The 18,905-nt window shown below is 60.5% G+C and carries 13 protein-coding genes and 4 pseudogenes; 12 read left to right on the forward strand and 5 right to left on the reverse strand.

Going from position 1 to position 18,905, the window contains the following annotated elements; translation table 11 throughout:
- Positions 1-141: 141 nt before the first annotated feature.
- Both JZX87_RS26225 and ligD read right to left on the reverse strand, forming a co-directional pair.
- Positions 142-915 (reverse strand): SOS response-associated peptidase, encoded by a 774-nt coding sequence (locus JZX87_RS26225; protein WP_206828834.1) that lies wholly within the window; start codon positions 913-915, stop codon positions 142-144.
- Between the two features lie 58 nt (positions 916-973).
- Positions 974-2,026: a non-homologous end-joining DNA ligase gene (ligD, locus tag JZX87_RS26230; RefSeq protein ID WP_206828835.1), complete on the reverse strand. Its 1,053-nt coding sequence runs from the start codon at positions 2,024-2,026 to the stop codon at positions 974-976.
- A gap of 262 nt (positions 2,027-2,288) precedes the next feature.
- Here ligD and JZX87_RS26235 point away from each other — a divergent pair.
- The 4 pseudogenes from JZX87_RS26235 to JZX87_RS26250 all read left to right on the forward strand — a co-directional run.
- Positions 2,289-3,066 (forward strand): annotated as a pseudogene (locus tag JZX87_RS26235) (ImuA family protein).
- A pseudogene (locus tag JZX87_RS26240) lies at positions 2,987-4,497 on the forward strand (Y-family DNA polymerase). The pseudogenes JZX87_RS26235 and JZX87_RS26240 overlap by 80 nt, the downstream one beginning before the upstream one ends.
- Positions 4,494-7,732, forward strand: a pseudogene (locus JZX87_RS26245) (error-prone DNA polymerase). Before JZX87_RS26240 ends, JZX87_RS26245 begins: the two co-directional pseudogenes overlap by 4 nt.
- Positions 7,733-7,953: 221 nt before the next feature.
- Positions 7,954-8,277 (forward strand): annotated as a pseudogene (locus tag JZX87_RS26250) (aldehyde dehydrogenase family protein); the annotation flags it as partial.
- 225 nt (positions 8,278-8,502) lie between these two features.
- On the opposite strand, the gene JZX87_RS26255 reads toward JZX87_RS26250, so the two are convergent.
- Positions 8,503-9,090, reverse strand: a complete 588-nt coding sequence (locus JZX87_RS26255; protein WP_206828837.1) for a hypothetical protein — start codon at positions 9,088-9,090, stop codon at positions 8,503-8,505.
- Between the two features lie 289 nt (positions 9,091-9,379).
- Positions 9,380-10,279 carry a LysR family transcriptional regulator gene (locus JZX87_RS26260; protein ID WP_206828838.1) on the reverse strand — a complete coding sequence of 300 codons (900 nt, stop codon included), beginning with the start codon at positions 10,277-10,279 and terminating at the stop codon, positions 9,380-9,382.
- A gap of 145 nt (positions 10,280-10,424) precedes the next feature.
- Between JZX87_RS26260 and JZX87_RS26265 the strand changes: the two genes are divergently transcribed.
- From JZX87_RS26265 to JZX87_RS26300, 8 genes are all read left to right on the forward strand, one after another.
- Positions 10,425-11,198 (forward strand): SDR family oxidoreductase, encoded by a 774-nt coding sequence (locus tag JZX87_RS26265; protein ID WP_206828839.1) that lies wholly within the window; start codon positions 10,425-10,427, stop codon positions 11,196-11,198.
- 74 nt (positions 11,199-11,272) lie between these two features.
- Positions 11,273-12,649 (forward strand): aldehyde dehydrogenase family protein, encoded by a 1,377-nt coding sequence (locus JZX87_RS26270; protein WP_206828840.1) that lies wholly within the window; start codon positions 11,273-11,275, stop codon positions 12,647-12,649.
- A 59-nt stretch (positions 12,650-12,708) separates the two neighbouring features.
- Complete coding sequence (locus tag JZX87_RS26275) at positions 12,709-14,913, forward strand: mechanosensitive ion channel family protein (protein WP_206828841.1); 2,205 nt, start codon at positions 12,709-12,711, stop codon at positions 14,911-14,913.
- Positions 14,914-14,949: 36 nt separating this feature from the next.
- Positions 14,950-15,213 (forward strand): hypothetical protein, encoded by a 264-nt coding sequence (locus JZX87_RS26280; RefSeq protein ID WP_286195085.1) that lies wholly within the window; start codon positions 14,950-14,952, stop codon positions 15,211-15,213.
- A 14-nt stretch (positions 15,214-15,227) separates the two neighbouring features.
- Complete coding sequence (locus tag JZX87_RS26285; RefSeq protein ID WP_206828843.1) at positions 15,228-16,442, forward strand: low temperature requirement protein A; 1,215 nt, start codon at positions 15,228-15,230, stop codon at positions 16,440-16,442.
- An 11-nt stretch (positions 16,443-16,453) separates the two neighbouring features.
- A complete protein-coding gene (locus JZX87_RS26290) occupies positions 16,454-17,026 on the forward strand; it encodes a DUF924 family protein (RefSeq protein ID WP_206828844.1) in 573 nt (190 codons plus the stop codon).
- Between the two features lie 78 nt (positions 17,027-17,104).
- Complete coding sequence (locus JZX87_RS26295; RefSeq protein WP_206828845.1) at positions 17,105-17,863, forward strand: type 1 glutamine amidotransferase domain-containing protein; 759 nt, start codon at positions 17,105-17,107, stop codon at positions 17,861-17,863.
- A gap of 74 nt (positions 17,864-17,937) precedes the next feature.
- Positions 17,938-18,288: a hypothetical protein gene (locus JZX87_RS26300; protein ID WP_206828846.1), complete on the forward strand. Its 351-nt coding sequence runs from the start codon at positions 17,938-17,940 to the stop codon at positions 18,286-18,288.
- Positions 18,289-18,436: 148 nt separating this feature from the next.
- Here JZX87_RS26300 and JZX87_RS26305 read toward each other — a convergent pair.
- The coding region (locus JZX87_RS26305) for an MBL fold metallo-hydrolase (RefSeq protein ID WP_206828847.1) at positions 18,437-18,905 on the reverse strand (469 nt) is incomplete at its 5' end.

Genomic DNA, 18,905 nt, shown 5'->3' on the forward strand with positions numbered 1-18,905 from the left:
CACTCCTCCTCCCAAGGGGCGCCTGACGGAACAGCGGCACTCCTCCTCCCAGCCGTTGTTCAACTTTTTCGAAAAGCCTGCCGCACCTCCTCCCGCGGCAGGCCTTTCGTTTGTCCATCCAATCAAGCTTTCAGGTCAGCGTTATAGCAAGCGACCTTGCTCTACAGGCTCTCCGCTGTTCGAGACGATCGAAGATCCATAGGGCTCCCGTCCCAAGACAAGAAGAGCATCGTCCGGCAAGGGTCGGGCCAAATCCTTGGCCTCATCCCACGGCGCCTCCATCCAAACCTTTGTCTCCTCTTGGGTCAGCAGCAGGACCGGCATCGCCTTCTCGTGGATCGGGGCAACCAGACCGTTTGGATCGGTGGTCAGGAAGCCATAGAGGTCGTCCGTGGTCAGGCCGTCCTTCACCTTCCGGACGCTCTTCCATTGCGGCACGTGAATGCCGGCGAAGAACATCAGCGACTTTTGCTCGTCGCGGGCAAACCACGCATTCGGAACCTTGCCACCCGGTGCTTGGCTTTTAGGATCCGGTTCGGCGAAGCTGGTCACCGGCACAATGCAGCGATGTTCGACACCGAACCAGCGTTTCCAGTGGGGCAGGGTGAGCTTGCGGACATTGGTGACGCCGCGATCCGGCTCCATCCGGATCAGCTCGTCCAGGTCGACCGGCTTGCCTTTTGCTTTGAGTTTCTCGGCGCGGGCTTCGGCCGCCTTCTTCTGTGCGAAGATCGGAGAGGGTAGGCCCCAGCGCGCATGGACGAGCTGCTTGCGTCCGTCGGCCCTGTTGCGAACGATCGGTCCCATCTGGTCCGGGTTCATCTGATAGGCGGGCATCAGGTTGATCAGGCTCTCGGCGTCCTGAGCCCATTTCGAGACCCAGTCCTTGTCTTCCATCCGATAAAGGTTGCACATTCCAGGCTAATCCTCCGCTCGACCATGGAGGGCAGTTTAGCGCATCGATGGCGCTCCGCTAGTCGAGCTGAATCACGTCGGCATTGTCCTGCCGTTCACGCAACCCCTTGTAGGCCGCGTGGCGAAGCTTGCCGTCGGCCGTCCAGGCACGGAACTCGATCTCGGCGATCAGCGTCGGATGCACCCAGACGACGTCGGCATTTTCGGTATCGGGCACTGGCGGCTGCTTCTGCTTCCACCGTAGCTTTTCGAGCATCTTGCGGAGCTTGATGGCCTCGGCTTCCCTAAAGCCAGTCCCAACGCTGCCGACAGCGACGATCTCACCATCGCGGTAGGCGCCCAGAACCAGCGAACCGAAGCCGGCCGGCGACGCTGCCGACGGCTCATAGCCGACGATGAAGAAGGCTTCGCTCTCGACGCACTTCACCTTTACCCAATCGCCAGTCCGGCCGGAGCGGTATGGCTGGTCGCGGTGCTTGCCGACAATTCCCTCCAGCCCAAGCCGGCAGGCATGGTCCAGCAGGACGATGGGATCGGCTTCAAGCGTTTCCGACGGCCGGATGGCGCCGTCCTGATCCTTCACCGTGTCTTCGAGCAAATGCCGGCGCGATCGATATTCGACTCCGCGCAAATCATGGCCATCGAGATAAAGCAGGTCGAAGGCATAGAGGATGGCATCGGAGGCCTGGTTGCCAGCCCTTTTTCCCGATGCTCCGAGCGATTGCTGCAGCAGCCCGAAATCCGATCGGCCCTCTTCATCGAGGACTACGGCCTCGCCGTCGATAATCATCGTCGCCGGCCCAAGCGCTCGGGCTGCCTGCTCGATCGCCGGGAAGCGATGCGTCCAGTCATGGCCGCCACGGGTGAGGATGCGGACACTGTTTGGCTCGATATGCACAGCCAGGCGGTAACCGTCCCATTTCACCTCCCAGGACCATTCGGATCCTTGTGGCGGCTTTGCTTTGAGCTGCGCCAATGCCGGCTCGACGCGGTCGGGCATGGGATCGAATGGAAACTGTGGTTCCGACGGATTGCGCTTCTTGCGCGGCCGCGAGCGGAGCGGGGCGTCGGTATCACGAAGGAGCGGTCTGGGTCTCGGAGGCTTCGTCATTCAACAAAAAAACGTTAAGGAGATTGTGACGATCCGGGACTTGTCCCCGCTATTCACGCCGCTTGACCAAACGCGCAGAGCTGGAAAAAATAAATTTTTCACCGCTACCCCCCTGAATCCACGGCACTTCTAATGTGCAGGATAATATTCCCAGCCTGAGCCCCGCTTGACTCTTCGCAGGCATCGGAACAGAAACGGAACATCCGCATTTTGCACGACATGATGTCGGCCTGAAACACGTTTCTGAAGGGAGCCGTGAACGATGACTGCTGCCCGCGCCCCAAGGGGGTCAGAGAGCGTTTTAGATGTGATCTCCGATCTGCGCGAGCGGATCGCATCGCTCGAAACCAGCACGGTGAAGAAGGCCGGCTGTCTGGCATTCGGCGTGCCTGAAATGGATGCGGCCCCTGCCGGGCGGTGGGCTTGCCCACGGCGCCCTGCACGAGTTTGCCGGGGGTGGATCAGGCACGGTCGATGGCGCAGCCGCGGCCCTCTTTGCAGCCGGCATAGCAGCCAGAACCAAGGGACCGATCGTCTGGTGTCTGACGCGGCCGGATCTGTTTTTCCCGGCATTGGCGCAGGTCGGTCTCCATTCCGATCGAGTGATCTTCGTCGAGTCCGACAAGGACGAGGATGTGCTCGCCAACATGGAGGAGGGGTTGTCTTTCGGAGGGTTAGGCGCCGTTGTCGGCGAGCTTGTCCGCCTGCCAATGGTCGGCTCGCGCCGGCTGCAGCTGGCGGCCGAGCGTACCGGGACGATGGCGCTGGCTGTGCGCCGCTGGCGGCGGCAGACGGAAGCCAATGATTTCGGGCAACCGACGGCCTCCACCACGCGGTGGCGGGTCAGCGTCATGCCGTCGGAGGGCTTGCCGGTTCCGGGGGTGGGGCGACCAAGATGGTTTGTGGAGTTGATGCGCGTCAAAGCGGGTGAGTGTGCTGAGTTTCTCGTGAGGGCATGCGATGACAAGGGTCGTCTCGATTTATCTACCGGATCTGCCGACCGATCGCATTCGCCGGGACGATCCGTCCATTCCGCCTGAACAGGCGATCGCCGTGATCGCCAAAGGCGGCTCGAAACGCTGGGTGTCGGCCGCCGATGCGGCGGCAAGGAAAGCAGGCGTGCGCGTCGGCATGCCGGCTGCGAAGGCGCAGGCGCTGTTTCGCGGCTTGATGCTGGTGGACGCAGACCTCAAGACGGACGCCGCGGCGCTGGAGCGGATCACCCTATGGGCGCTGACGCTCTATTCCCCGATCGTTGCCGTCGATGGTGTGGACGGGATTGTCCTGGATACCGAAGGCGCCGACCACCTGCAGGGTGGTGAACTGCCGATGGTGACCAAGATCGCCAACCAGTTCCTGGCAAGAAAGCTGACGGCCCGGTCGCCGTCGCCGACACATGGGGTGCGGCGCATGCCTGCGCCCGCGCCGTCAGCCGCGACACCGTCATCGTGCCGATTGGCGAGACTGTGCGTGCTGTGGAGAAACTGCCGATCTCGCTGCTACGTCTGCCCCCCAAGATCATTGGTGATCTGCGGACCCTCGGTTTCCAGACCATCGGCGAGCTGGCCAACACACCACGCGCGCCTTTGAATCTTCGCTTCGGTCCCGAGATCGGTCGCCGGCTAGACCAGATGTTTGGACGTGCGTCCGAGCCAATCGAACCTATCCGAACCGCCGAGTTGATCGAGGTTGCCCGTTCTTTCGCCGAGCCGATCGGGGCTGCTGAGACCATCAACAAATATGTCGGGCGGCTGATCGTCCAACTGATAGAGGAACTTCAGAAACAAGGTCTCGGCGTGCGCCGCGCCGACCTGATCATCGATAAGGTCGATGGCACAAGGCAGGCCATCCGCGCCGGCACAGTCAAGCCGGCCCGCGATGTCGCCTGGCTGACCAAGCTGTTTCGGGATCGCACGGAGAAGATCGAGCCGGGCTTTGGCATCGAGAAACTGACCCTGGTCGCCGTCATCGCCGAGCCGCTGGAAGATGTACAGCGCTCATCCTCGCTGGTGGAGGAGGAGGTTACCGACGTTTCGCCGTTGATCGACATCTATGGAAATCGCGGCCACAAGGTCTATCGCCTTGCCCCTCTGGCCTCCGACGTCCCCGAGCGTTCCGTCCAGCGCATCAGTCCCGCCGCCGATCCAGTCGAGATCGCATGGGTCGGCCACTGGCGTCGGCCCGTGCGGTTGTTGCCGCGGCCGGAACTGATCACGGCGATCGCGCTGATGCCCGACTATCCACCCGCCTCGATCACCTGGCGTGGCAAGCGCCGCAAGGTCAAGCGTGCCGACGGGCCAGAACGTATTTTTGGTGAATGGTGGCAGCGCGACAGCGAAATGGAGGCGGTGCGCGATTACTTCGTTATCGAGGACGAGAGCGGCGAACGGCTGTGGGTGTTCCGGTCGGGCGATGGCGTCGATCCCGAAACCGGCAGTCACCGCTGGTTCTGCCACGGGATTTTCGCATGAGATATGCCGAGCTGCAGGTCACGACGCATTTTTCCTTCTTGCGCGGGGCAAGCTCGGCGCAAGACCTATTCGAGACCGCCGCAGCGCTCGGCATCGATGCCGTCGGCGTCGTCGATTGAAATTCGCTGGCCGGCATCATCCGTGCGCTGGAGGCGTCCCGTGGCACGGGACTGCGTCTGGTCGTCGGCTGTCGTCTCGATCTCGCCGACGGCATGTCCATCCTCGTCTATCCAACCGACCGGGCCGCCTATTCGCGGCTCACCCGGCTGATCACGCTCGGCAAGTCGCGCGGCGGCAAGAACAACTGCATCCTGCACTGGGATGACGTCGTCACCTATTCCGAAGGGATGATCGGCATCCTCGTGCCAGACCTTGGCGACGATGTCTGTGCCGTGCGCTTAAGGAAAATGGCCGAAGTCTTTGCCGACCGCGCCTATGTGTCTTTGTGCCTGCGCCGGCGGCCAAATGACCAGTTGCGTCTCTATGAGATTTCCAATCTGGCGACGCGGTTCAAGGTGAGGACGGTCGTCACCAATGACGTGCTGTTTCATGAGCCAGGCAAACGGCAGTTGCAGGACATCGTCACTTGCATTCGGACCCGCAAGACCATCGACGATGTCGGTTTCGAGCGCGAGCGTCATGCGGACCGGTACCTGAAGCCGCCAGAAGAGATGGAGCGCCTGTTTCCGCGCTATCCGGAAGCTCTGGCGCGAACCATGGAGATCGTCCACCGGTGCAAATTTTCTCTTGAAGAGCTGACCTATCAGTATCCGGAGGAGGCGATCGTCCCGGGCAAGGATGCCCAGGCGTCTTTGGAACACTATGTCTGGGAATGCGTGCCGTCTCGCTATCCCGAAGGCTTGCCGCCGGACGTGCTCAAAACCGTCCGCCATGAGCTCGACCTCATCCGCACGATGAAATACGCGCCTTACTTCCTGACGGTATTTTCGATCGTGCGGTATGCGCGGTCTCAAGGGATCTTGTGCCAGGGGCGGGGGTCAGCTGCCAACAGCGCTGTCTGCTACATTCTTGGCGTTACCTCCATCGATCCCTCGACCAACGATCTTCTGTTCGAACGGTTTGTCAGCCAGGAGCGCGATGAGCCGCCGGACATCGATGTAGATTTCGAACACGAGCGGCGCGAAGAGGTCATCCAGTGGATCTATCGTACCTACGGTCGAGAGAAGGCGGCGCTTTGCGCCACCGTCACCCGCTATCGCGCCAAAGGCGCCATCCGTGATGTCGGCAAGGCACTAGGGCTGCCGGAGGATGTCATCAAGGCGCTGTCATCGGGCATGTGGTCCTGGTCCGAGGAAGTGCCGGATCGCAACATTCGCGAGCTCAATCTCAATCCCGACGATCGCCGTCTCGTGCTGACGCTGAAGCTTGCCCAGCAGTTGATGGGCGCCCCGCGTCATCTTGGCCAGCATCCGGGGGGCTTTGTGTTGACGCACGACCGCCTCGACGACCTGGTGCCGATCGAGCCGGCGAAGATGAAAGACCGGCAGATCATCGAGTGGGACAAGGATGACGTCGAGGCATTGAAGTTCATGAAGGTCGATATCCTGGCGCTCGGCATGCTGACCTGCATGGCCAAGGCGTTCGATCTCATCCGCGAGCACAAGGCCCGCGATCTCGACCTTTCAAAGATCGAGCAGGAGGATCAGGCGACCTATGCCATGATTCGCAGAGCCGACACGCTCGGCACCTTCCAGATCGAAAGCCGCGCCCAGATGGCGATGTTGCCGCGGCTGAAACCGCGGACGTTTTATGATCTCGTCGTCCAGGTTGCCATTGTCCGGCCGGGACCGATCCAGGGGGACATGGTGCATCCCTATCTGCGCCGGCGCGAGGGCAAGGAGGATGTCGTTTATCCGACGCCCGAACTGGAGGCGGTGCTCGGCAAGACGCTCGGTGTGCCATTGTTTCAGGAAAGCGCCATGCGGGTCGCGATGGTCTGCGCCGGCTTTACCGGCGGCGAAGCCGACCAGCTGCGCAAATCGATGGCGACCTTCAAGTTCACCGGTGGTGTCAGCAAGTTCAAGGACAAGCTGGTCTCCGGCATGGTCAAGAACGGCTACACGCCGGAATTTGCCGAGAAGACGTTTTCGCAGCTGGAGGGTTTCGGATCCTACGGCTTTCCGGAAAGCCATGCGGCATCCTTCGCGCTGATCGCCTATGCATCGAACTTCATCAAATGCCATTACCCTGAAGCGTTCTGCGCTGCGCTGATCAACTCGCAGCCGATGGGGTTCTACGCGCCGGCGCAGATTGTCGGCGATGCCCGCGCCCATGGCGTCGAAGTCCGGCCGGTCTGCATCAATCGATCCCGCTGGGACTGTACGCTGGAGCGCATCGGCAACACCGAGCGGCATGCCGTTCGCCTCGGTTTTCGGCGGGTGAAGGGAATGGCGATCGCCGATGCGGCGCGGATCGTTGCGGCGCGCATGAACAGCGACTTCGTGTCCGTTGATGATATGTGGCGCCGCTCCGGGGTGCCGACCGAAGCACTTGTCCAGCTCGCCAAGGCCGATGCCTATCGGCCGTCCCTGAAGCTCGAGCGGCGGGAAGTTGCGCGACGAACCTTTACCTTTGTTTGCGGCTGCTGCCGAGCGTGAGGCAGCGACAATCGCCGAGCAGCAGGAGCCGGAGGTGGCACTGCGGCAAGATGACCGACGGGCATAACGTCATCGAGGATTATAGCCATACGGGGCTGACGCTCCGGCAGCATCCGATTGCCTTCCTCCGAAAGGATCTGGCTGCGCGCAACATCATCACCTGCGCTGAGGCGATGAACGCACGCGACGGGCGATGGGTCTATACGGCCGGGCTGGTTCTGGTCCGCCAAAAGCCAGGATCGGCCAAGGGGGTGATGTTCATCACCATCGAGGATGAGACCGGGCCGGCCAACCTCGTCGTCTGGCCGAAATTGTTCGAGAAAAGCCGAAGGATTGTGCTTGGATCTTCGATGATGGCAATTCAGGGCAAGATTCAGCGGGAAGGCGAGGTCGTTCATCTCATTGCGAGGCAACTGTTCGATCTCACTGCTGACCTTTCAGGCTTGGCCGATCGGGACGCGGAATTCAAACTGCCGGCGGGCAGGGGGGATGAGTTTGCCCATGGTGGCGGGCCGGATCCGCGGGACCGGCCGACGCCGGTCGTGACCCCGCGCGATCTGTTCGTACGGGATCTTCATATCGATACGTTGAAGGTGAAAAGTAGGAATTTTCAGTGACTTTAGTTGTCGAGAGGCGGGTTGTTGGTTTTTATCCCTTCAAGGCGCAAGAGCTCTTTCTCGGTCAAGCCGGAGGTCATACCCCTCCGGAATCTCGGCTTAAGCCTGAGGAACCCGTGATCGTGAGAGGTGCAATGCAGTCACGTTTTCGAGGCTATCATCGCTGTTCGGCGATTTACGAGCCGTCGAAGACCATGATGCCGGCCAGGCGGAGATCGCCCACCTCCGACATGCTGGTTGCCCATGAGGAGACATTTGGCCCTGTCGCAGCGCTATTCCGGTTCAGTGATGAACAGGAGGGCATAGACGCGGCTAACGCTACCGAGTTTGGCCTCGCCGCCTACTTCTTCACGCGTGACCTGGCACGTACTTTCCGCGTTGCCCGCGCAATCGAGAGCGGCATGATCGGTATCAACGCCGGAGTGATCACGACACCGGAAGCCCCGTTCGGTGGGGTAAAAGACAGCGGTATCGGCCGTGAGGGTTCATCCCATGGGATCAAGGACTATCTCAACATCAAGTATCTGAGCCTGGGCGGCCTTTGATGCATTCGGTCCGTTTTTGAGGCGCAATCTGACCTCAAAACGGACCATCCCATCACGTGTTGTAGCGATATGCTTCTAAGCTTTGGCTGAATTATTGCATGCAATCTCCTTCACCATAGAACAGCATCAATCTCCAGTGAACGCGCCGGTGGTTCGAACCTTTCAAGTCGTTCAGTCCTTCAAGTGAAAACTTGAAGCGGCGCGACCGACGGTGGCCTTCATTTTTCAGAGAATATCGTAAAGCCTGACTATCCAGCTGACTTGATAGACAATTGCAGCAAGTACCAAAGCCAACTGCACCCGCCTGGAGGTGATGAACATTGCGGCGATGGACAAAAGGACGAACGCCGCCTGGTGGATCGGATATTCAACGCCGAGCGATCGCAAGTAGTCGGTTCCCTTGATCAGTGTATCCCCGACATCGAGTAGGGAGGCGAAAGCGATGAGCCCAAAGAACCAGCGCTTCCGCTGTTCGAAATAGTCCTGGAACCCGTTGTAGTCAGTCATCTGATCAGGAAACAACAGGGCAGTGAGCGCTGCAAACACCATCGTGTAGAAAATCAAGAAGGCGTACAGCGGAAAGGTCCAGACGGAGACCAGGGACAGGTGAAACTCGTACCACCAAAAATGCACGATCGTAATGAAGAGGAATATGACCCAGCCAAGATGCACGGGATAGACCTTGACAGTCCCCGGGTGCTGGACGAAGCGTGTCATACCGTTGACCAGCCTGGCAAGACTCAGGCCGAGTACCATGCCAATAATCGTGCGCACATGCCCAAAATATTCAGCATGAGTCGGCAGAGCTTCCATTTCTGTCCTTTTTTCGATCGAGCATGCCTGATGAGCTGCCGTTTTGCCGGAGACAGCTCGGTCTAAGTTACGCAGCCATGTCTGGTTCGTCCAGCAGGCACAAGGTCCTCGCGGCTTCGGCTGCCGGAACGGTTCCCCGCCGGCCTTCATGAGTCGTCGAAGATTAAACCAGTCGAGCCAGTCCGTGGCGACGAATTCGTATACCTCGAAGCTGCACCCGTTCCACAAAGAGAGAACCTCACCTGCCGTGCTGCCCGTTCGGCTCCTACCAGCTCCTACCCTGCGTTGATTACAGGAGCTCCCGCTTCAAGAGCAGCTCAAGCCAATCGGCAAAAACCTGAAGCCTCCGGGAAAGATGCTGACGGTTCGGATAGAGCAGCGTCATCGGCATGGGCTCTGCCCGATGTAGCGGCATTACCTCGACGAGCTCATTAGCCTCAATATGGCCCCTGACGTCGTAAGCCGGGATCTGGATAAGCCCGAGGCCGGCGAGGCAGCAGGCAATATAGGCTTCGGCGCTGTTGACGGTGACTCGGCTGCGCATCGGCCGCGTTCGCATCTCGCCATCCTCGATCCATTCCCAGTCTTCGACTCGGCCGGTCGATGGTGACGCATAGTTGACGGCGAGGTGTTCCCCGAGATCGTCCGGCGCGCTCGGCGTGCCGTATTGAGCGAGGTAGCCGGGACTGGCGACATTGATCAGCGGCAGGTCACCGATCTTGCGGGCGATCAGGCCGGAGTCGCCAAGTGGTCCGACACGCAGCACGCAGTCGATGCTGTCCTCCACGAGGTTGACGGCCCGGTCGGTGACGCGAAGTTCGATGTCGAGTTGGGGATAACGATCCAGGAACTCCGGCAAGGCAGGCGCGATGATCAGCCGACCGATCCGGCCCGGCACGTCGATCCGCAGTTTGCCCGTTGGACCGACAGACGTCTGCCGGAACAGCCCCTCCGTCTCATCGACATCGGCAATCAACCGCAGGCAGCGTTCATAAAAGGCGGCGCCGTCTTGCGTGGGAGAGACCTTTCGGGTGGTGCGGTGAAGCAGGCGGGCGCCAACGCGCGCTTCGAGTTCGATCACAGCGGCCGAGACGGACGAACGTGGCAGCCCAAGCGTTTCGGCGGCGCGGGTGAAGCTAGCGCATTCGACAACGCGAGCAAATACGCGGAAGAGATCGATACGGTCCAAGGGCTTTTGTCTGTTTGATTGGTCGGAATCTCTGACAGGTGATGTCAGAATGAATGACTTTATGACGAATCTATAGACGATATTGTGCATTTCAGGAAGCGGTCGCGCAGGTGACCGCAAGGCAAGCCCGAAGGAAGCAACACAAATGACCGATCACAGCATCAAGGGAAAAACCGTTCTCATCGCCGGTGGCGCAAAGAACCTCGGCGGGCTGATCGCGCGCGATCTCGCCGCGCAGGGTGCAAAGGCGGTCGCTGTTCACTATAACACCAGCGCCACAAAACCGGCTGCCGACGAAACGGTGGCTGCGATCAAGGCCGCCGGCGCGGAAGCCTTTGCCTTCCAGGCCGACCTCACCACAGCCGGCGCGAACGAAAAACTGTTCACAGACGCCAAGGCGGCGATGGGCGGCATCGACATCGCCATCAACACGGTCGGCAAGGTGCTGAAGAAGCCGATAGTCGAGATCTCGGAAGCCGAATATGACGAGATGTCAGCCGTCAACTCGAAATCAGCTTTCTTCTTCATCAAGGAGGCCGGCAAGCACCTCAACGACAACGGCAAGGTCTGTAACGTCGTGACGTCGCTGCTGGGTGCCTTTACCCCATTCTACGCGGCCTATGCCGGCACTAAGGCTCCCGTCGAGCATTTTACGCGGGCGGCGTCGAAGGAGTTCGGCGAGCGCGGTATCTCGGTGACTGCGATCGGCCCCGGTCCCATGGATACGCCGTTCTTCTACCCGGCCGAGGGCACCGATGCGGTCGCCTATCACAGAACCGCGGCGGCGCTGTCGAACTTCTCCAAGACCGGGCTAACCGACATCGAGGACATCGTCCCCTTCATCCGCTTCCTCGTCTCGGACGGCTGGTGGATGACCGGCCAGACCATCCTCGTCAACGGCGGCTACACGACGAAGTGACGTGAAGGGCGGCCGGGGAGTGTCCCCGGCCGCTTTCCCTTCTCAGTGTTCCTCGCCGCTCCGGGAGCCTTGCCATGACCAACCGATTCCAGTCCCTGTTCGATGTCCAGCGTGAGAATTTCCTGAGCGACGCGACCAAGAGTCATGACTGGCGGATCGACCAGCTCGACCGCATGGAGCGCATGCTCACCGACAACAAGGATGCCTGGTGCGCCGCGCTCTATCAGGATTTCGGCAAACCGCCCTTCGAGCAGCTCTTCGAGATCACCGTGCCGAGCGGGGTGATCAAATATTATCGCGAGAACCTGCGCGACCTGATGGCGCCGCAGTCGATCCCCATCCCGGCGGGTTTGGAAGCGACCGGCAATCGCGGCGTGATCTACACGGAGCCTTATGGCGTGACGCTGGTGATCGGCCCGTTCAACGCGCCGATCCTGCTCCTGCTCGATCCGGCGATTGCAGCGCTCGCCGCCGGCAACCCGGTGATCCTCAAGCCCGCCAATACGACACCGGCGACAGCAGCGCTGTTTGCCACGCTGGTCCCGCAGTATTTCGAGCCTGAGAACGTCGCGGTCGTCACCGGCGGACGCGAGGAGATCGGCGAACTGCTGCAACTGCCTTTCGACTTCATCTTCTTCACCGGCTCCTCGGCGGTCGGCAAGGTGGTGATGCGCGCGGCGGCGGAAAACCTGACGCCGGTCATCCTCGAACTCGGCGGGCAGAACCCGACTATCGTCGACGCAACCGCCAATCTCGACATCGCTGCTGACCGCATCGCTTGGGGCCACAACGCGATCTCCGGCCAATGGTGCATCGCGCCGGGCTACGTCTATGTCCATGAGAGCGTCGCTGACGCCTTCATTGCCAAGCTCAAGGCCTCGATCGTCAGGATGTATGGCGAGGATCCGAGCCAGAGTCCGGACTTCGCGCGGATGATCAGCGAGCACGATGCCGAGCGCGTCGCCTCTTACATCCTGCCTGACAAGGTCGTCCACGGCGGGCGCTTCGACGTCAAGGCGCGCTATGTCGAGCCGACGCTCCTCTATCCCTCGACCTGGGACGATCCGGCGCTGCAGCAGGAGGTGTTCGGCCCGGTGCTGCCGGTCATGCCCTACAGCGACCTGAAACAGATCGTCGCGATCATGAAGCGCAAGCCGAAACCGCTCGCCGCCTACATCTTCAGCAAGGATCAGGCGGTCATCGACTATGTGCTCGGATCGCTGTCCTTCGGCGGTGGCTGCATCAACCAGACCAATCTGCATTGCTGGATCGACAGCCTGCCGTTCGGCGGTGTCGGCAATAGCGGCATGGGCAAATATTACGGCAAGGCGGGCTTCGACGCGCTCAGCAACACCAAGGCGATGCTGATCGGCAATCCCGATCTCGAGCTCGATGTCTTCCCGCCTTATGCCGGCAAGAACATCGTCAAAAAGCTGAGTGTGTTTTCATGAGGGAGGAAAGCCTACGCCCTGTTGCACCGGGCGGGTATTTATCCGGTGAATGGCAACGGATGTTTCGCCCGCAACGGCGAAATCCGCGCTGGAAGGCTGTATTTGTAGCCTGCGCCGGGATAATCGCGCTCCTGTTTGCTGTGACGGGCGCGTCCGCGCAGGAACGGCCGATCACGGTTATTTTGCAGCAGGGTCAGAGCGATGCGGAGATCGGCCGGTTACTCGGCGCTGCCGCGCAAACCGGGCGACCCGTTGCTGTCGAATGGCAAGATGCAAAGAAAGCTCAAGCTTCCGAGGCTGCCGTCCCGGTTTCGACGGCCGATATGGAACCGGAGGCGGGGCCTCTGGCTGGGGTTTCGCGCGCTTTCGTCCGGGGAGCGACGCTGGCTCTCAATGGGTTGTCAGGGATCGCAGGCGTTTTTTCAGATACGGAAAAGGCGCTCGCTGGCGAAGGACGAAATGGCTTTACCGTCGTGGGGATTGCTATTCTCGCCATAGCGGCAGGCGCACTCGGTGCCTTTTCGTTCCGGCGCATCTTTCCGGGCAAATTCCATCCGCGCGATGACCGGTTGGCGCTTCCCGGCCGAATGAAGGTCACCATCAGCCGTTTTGCATTGGATCTGGTGTCCGTGGGGATCCTGGTCTCAGTTGCCAATGTTGGTCTCCGTCTTTTGCTGGAAGGGGAAACATTGTCCTTTCAGATCGCGGCGGGTCTGGTGACGATCGCCACCGTGACAGCGCTGTACGCCGCGTTTGGAAGAATTTTTCTTGCACCACTTCCGGATGGCGCGCCGCTTATTGGAATTGCACGTCCGCTTTGGCATCTTGCGATGCTGATTGCCTATGGGGCCATCGGCTCTTTCGTTGGCGAAACTGTCAGGCTTGCCGATGCACGCGCCCTGGACAAGGGTGCTATCGAAGGCTGGTTCCTGATCGGGACGACCGTTCTGACCGTGCTGAAACTCTGGTGGTTTATCGCCGGACGGCGCGACATCCAAAACGCGTTTATGGGAACCAATGCGGGTACTGTCCGGCGGGCAACAGGATATATCCTGCCGGACTTCTACGCGATTTCGGCGCTGCTGATCTGGCTCGCGGGTTTTCTGGTTGCCGGAACGCCCAACAGCGCGGCGTGGAGCTTTGCGGCGGGAACAACGCAGATCGTTCTGATTGCAGTTCCGGTCATCGCACTGGGTTCATGGTCGCTTCTCGGACATTTTGCCCGTAACCGTGAGGCCGGACTACATTCCACCCTCCTGTGGGGACTTCGCACCGCTGTTTCAGGCGCTGTCTGGCTCATCGGCTTGCATCTGATCGTCGCTCTCTGGCAGCCGCTCATGTCCGGCGAAACGGCGGTTGTGACCGGTTGGTTCGTCTGGCTTGAACGCCTCGGCCTCGCAGTCGTTGTAAGCTGGACGCTGTGCAGTGGCCTGTGGCGGTATTTCGATACGATCGCACCGACTGCTGCCATTGCCCTTCCCGGACAGGAGGAAGACGAAGCGCACAAGCAACCGGCCAGCCGCATGTCAACGGTCATGCCCGTCATTCGCAATCTGACGCTGGGTGCGGTCCTCGCGATAGCTGCACTTCTGGTGCTGTCGTCCACCGGCATCAACGTCGCGCCGCTGCTTGCCGGTTTCGGTGTTCTCGGGCTGGCGCTGTCCTTCGGCTCGCAGACCCTGGTCAAGGATGTGGTGTCCGGTATCTTCTTCATTGCCGACGATGCGTTTCGAATTGGCGAGTACATCGACACCGGTGGCCTCATGGGTACCGTGGAGCACATTTCGCTCCGCTCCATTCGACTGCGCCATCACAACGGTCCTGTCCATACGATCCCGTTCGGTCAGATCGGTTCGGTGACCAATTACAGCCGTGACTGGGGCACGATCAAATTCGAGCTGCGTTTCGAGCGGGACGCCGATGCGGAACTGATCCGCAAGACTGCCAAGAAGGTCGGGCTGGCCATGCTGGAAGATCCGGAATTCGGGAGCGAGTTCCTGGTGCCCCTGAAAATGCAGGGAATCCAGACTGTCACGGAAACATCGATGGTCGTTCGGTTCAAATTCACGTCCCGGCCCGGCAACCCGAGTATCCTGAAGCGCGAGGGCATGAAGCGCTTGCTTTCAGCCTTCAAGGTCGCAGGGCTCTCGCTTGCTTCCAATGCTGTCACCGTCCGCTCTGGCACAGGGACAGCGGCCGATGCTGCAGCGGCGGCGATGCCATTGCGTCCACCGGAGACAATGGCGGCGAATGCACCTGCGTGATGATGACGACCAAAGGATAGGGGAAACGAAATGCACATGCTGATGGTTATCGCGGGAGGCGTCGTTCAGCTTGGCGTTTTCCTGCTGTTTGGAAAGCTCTGGGGTGGTGATGCCACCGGTCTTGCCATGGCGGCGAAACTCTTCATTCCCGTCTGGCTTGTTGTATCGATCGCCAATCTCTGGGTTGGTGTCAGCTATGCTGGCTACTCGGTGCGCGACGAGTTGCCGATCCTCCTTGCCGTCTTCGCCATACCCGCGATCCCAGCGGTTCTGGTGATCTGGCAGATTTCACGCTCCTGAGGATGGATAGACGCATGACCAACACGTCCGGCAACAGCAATGCTCCCCATAGTCATCCGCTTCTGAGGCGCCGCGACGGTCATCATGCGCGCGTCACTTTTGAGGAGCTGTTCTTCGACCTCGTCTACGTCTTCGCGGTGACGCAGCTCAGCCACGAATTGCTGACCAATCTGAACCTCACCGGCGTCATCGAGACGCTGATCCTCTGGTTCGCGGTCTGGCTCGGCTGGCAATATACGTGCTGGGTCACCAACTGGTTCGACCCGGAGACGCCCCGCATTAGAGGGCTGATCTTCGCCATCATGCTGGCTGGCCTTCTCATGGCCTCGGCGATCCCCGGTGCCTTCGGCGAACGAGGCTGGATCTTCGCACTTGCCTATGTCGCCATTCAGGTCGGGCGCACGGCCTATATCGTCCGGGAGCTTGGCCCGGATCATCCACTCGCGGCCAACTATCGGCGCATGCTGGGCTGGGTGTCGATCGCCGCCATCTTCTGGATCGCCGGCGCCTTCGTCGAACATGAAGCGCGCATGGCGCTCTGGGCCATCGCCGTGCTTTGCGAATATGTCTCGCCAATGTTCGGCTTTGCCCTGCCTGGCCTTGGACGCTCGAAGACGAGCGACTGGACGATCGAAGGCGCACATCTCGCGGAACGCTGCCAGCTGTTCTGCATCGTGGCACTCGGCGAGACGCTCCTGGCGACCGGCGCCACGATGGCACGCGCAGAAAGCTGGGACGTACCGATCCTTTCGGGGTTGCTCGCAACGTTCCTCAGCACGCTGGCGATGTGGTGGCTCTACTTTGGCACATCGAGCAAGGATGCGACCGACGCCATCACGCATTCCGACGATCCCGGTCGCATCGGTGCGTATTTCCACTACGTCCACGCCATCCTCGTCGCGGGGATTATTGCGACCGCGGTCGGCAACGATCTGGTGCTTGCCCATCCCCACGACGGGCTCAAAGTTGCCTATGCGCTGATGCTGTCGGGCGGCCCCGCGATCTATCTGCTCGGCAGCGCCGTCTACAAGAAAGTCGTTTACGGCGTGCTACCGGTTTCGCACATGGCGGGTGTCGCAGCCCTTTGGGCGCTCATTCCCGTCGCGCCGTTCGTCGATCTGCTGGCCATGGGTTGGCTGACGACGATTGTCATGCTGGCGACGGGTTTCTGGGAGGGGCGGCTGGTGCGCAAGCGCCGCAAGACAGCCAGGCCGCAGGCGGCACATTGAGAACCGGGGCGATGCGAGCGTTCGATGGCTGGCGGCCTGATGCCGATCGGCAAGGCACGGCCGAGTATGTCGTGGCGTTCTGGCGGATGTCCTCCGGGCAATGGTTCGAAAAGGACGCGGCGTTCGACAGGAATTTCCGCGACCGCTTCCTCGCTCTGCACATGGCCGTCGCTGCGCGCCGGCACGATAACTGGATGGAGACGCCGCATGGAGCACTGGCGCTGTTGATCCTGACCGATCAGTTTCCACGCAACGCCTTTCGCGGCAACGCGCATATGTTCGCCACCGATCCGCTCGCCCGCCGCTTTGCCCGGCAGGCGCTGGAAGCCGGGCATATGGTACGTGTCGAAGCGCAGCTGCGGCTGTTCTTCTGCCTGCCCTTCGCGCATTCGGAGGAGATGGCCGATCAGGATCTGTCGGTCCGCCTCAACGCTGGATTGGGTCAGCCTTGGCTGGAGCATGCCGAAGGCCATCGTGACATTATCCACCGCTTCGGCCGCTTTCCGCATCGCAACGACATGCTCGGCCGGACCACGACCCCGGAGGAGAACGCCTACCTCAAGGGCGGCGGCTTTCAGGGATAGGACCCTCGCATTTTACATCATCGCAAGGAGCCTGTGCGGACGCTCCAGGCTACGACAACAACAAGGAGTAATCTGCGAATGCCAGCATCCGACCTGAAAATCGAAACCCGGATCGGCGTGAAGCGCAAGCCGCGCCGTATCCTTTCGATTGTCTCCAACACGGCCGAGCTCAAAGGCTTTCCCGTCGGCTTCTTCGCCGAGGAAATGACGCGCGCCTTTCTGATGTTCATTGAAGCGGGGCATGAGGTCGATCTCGCTTCCCCCAGGGGTGGCGAGGTGATATTCGACACCCATAGCGATCCGCGCACGCCCGGCGGAGCCTATGCCGACGATCTCATCAGCCTCGGCTTCGTGCATCACGCGAAATACGGCGCGATGCTGAAGAACACCATGCCAATCAGTGCCATCTCTCTGGACGATTATGACGCGGTCTGGGTCGCGGGTGGCGGCGGTCCTCTCCTGACCTTCAAGGACGATACCGTGCTGCACGCCCTGATCGCTGCCTTCTACGAAAAAGGCAAGATCGTCACGCTGATCTGCCACGGCTCCTCGCTGCTGCTCTGGACCCGCCTGTCCGGCGGCAAGCTGCTGGCCGACGGCAAGAAATGGACGGGCTTCACCGACGAGGAGGAAGAGGAGGTCAACACCGCCTTCGGCATGACACTGAACGACTACACCATCCAGAGCGAAGCCGCGGGCATCGAAGGCACGAGCTTCCTCTGCCGCGGCGCCAATGAGCCGTTCGCCATCCGCGACGGACGTCTGATCACTGGGCAGCAGCAGTACAGCAGCGGGCTCACCGCAGAACTGGTGCTCGAGGCACTCGACGAATATTGATCACGACAGGCAATCCCGACCTGAACTTGATAGCAGGTCGTATTCATCCAGCCAATCTTACACGGGAGTAAAACATGCAACGCATCATCATCATCTCCGGACTGCTCAGCTTGGTCTTCGTCTCCAGTGCAGTTTTCGCCGAGGACGCAAAAGTTCCGAAAGCAGCGCAGGGAGTGTGGGCCGAAGGCGGTAAATGCAGCGGTTCGACGGTGACCATCACCGCCGGCACGCTCCAGTACAAGGGAAATAAGCCTGATGCGGTGTACTTTGCGCCCAAGGAAAGCCCACGTGGCTACGGCGCGATCCATTATGTGGAGGAGGAGAACGTCGACAATTTTGAGTATGCGAACGACACGGATCAGATGTTCTACAATCCCGAAGGGTTCGGGATGGGAAAGCCGATACTCTACAAGCGCTGCCGTTGAGTGTCGGCGGTGAAGAGGGCTTTTGAAGCCGCCGGCCTTCCTTTTAATTTCGGTCAGGGTGATCGTCTAATGCATTGGAAAATGACATTTTATCGCATCAAGAGCCTTGATGCTCTCCCCTGGTAGGCAAAAAAAAGACGTCCAGTGTTCAAAACGCCCATTCCTCATAGACCACACCATAGTTCGCTCCTGCTCGCTTGATGTGCGCGAAGCCGAATTCGCCCAGATGCATACCGGCGATCGCCACCTGCTCGGAACTGACGAGATCAAGCAGACTCGACCGTGTTGCCGCAGCAAGCTGTGCGTCCTGGTCGAATGCGATCGATACATCCGGTCGCGGTATCTGAATCTGCGGGAAGTGTACAATATCTCCCCAGACCAGCAGGCTTTTGTCACCTGAATCGAGCCAATAGCCGGTGTGCCCGGCGGTGTGGCCCGGAAGCGGCATCGCAGTCATGCGGGGAAGCACCTCGCCGCCGTCGAAGGTACGCAGCCGGTTGCGATAGCCGTCGAACGCCTGACGCGCGACGAGGAAGTTGACACGGGCGCGCTCGGACGCGCGGCTCAGATTGCCGTCATCCTGCCAGAACGCGACTTCCCGATGGTGGGCGACAAGC

Origin of the sequence: Agrobacterium sp. Ap1 (genome assembly GCF_017313375.1) — a bacterium.
Classification (GTDB): domain Bacteria; phylum Pseudomonadota; class Alphaproteobacteria; order Rhizobiales; family Rhizobiaceae; genus Neorhizobium; species Neorhizobium cellulosilyticum.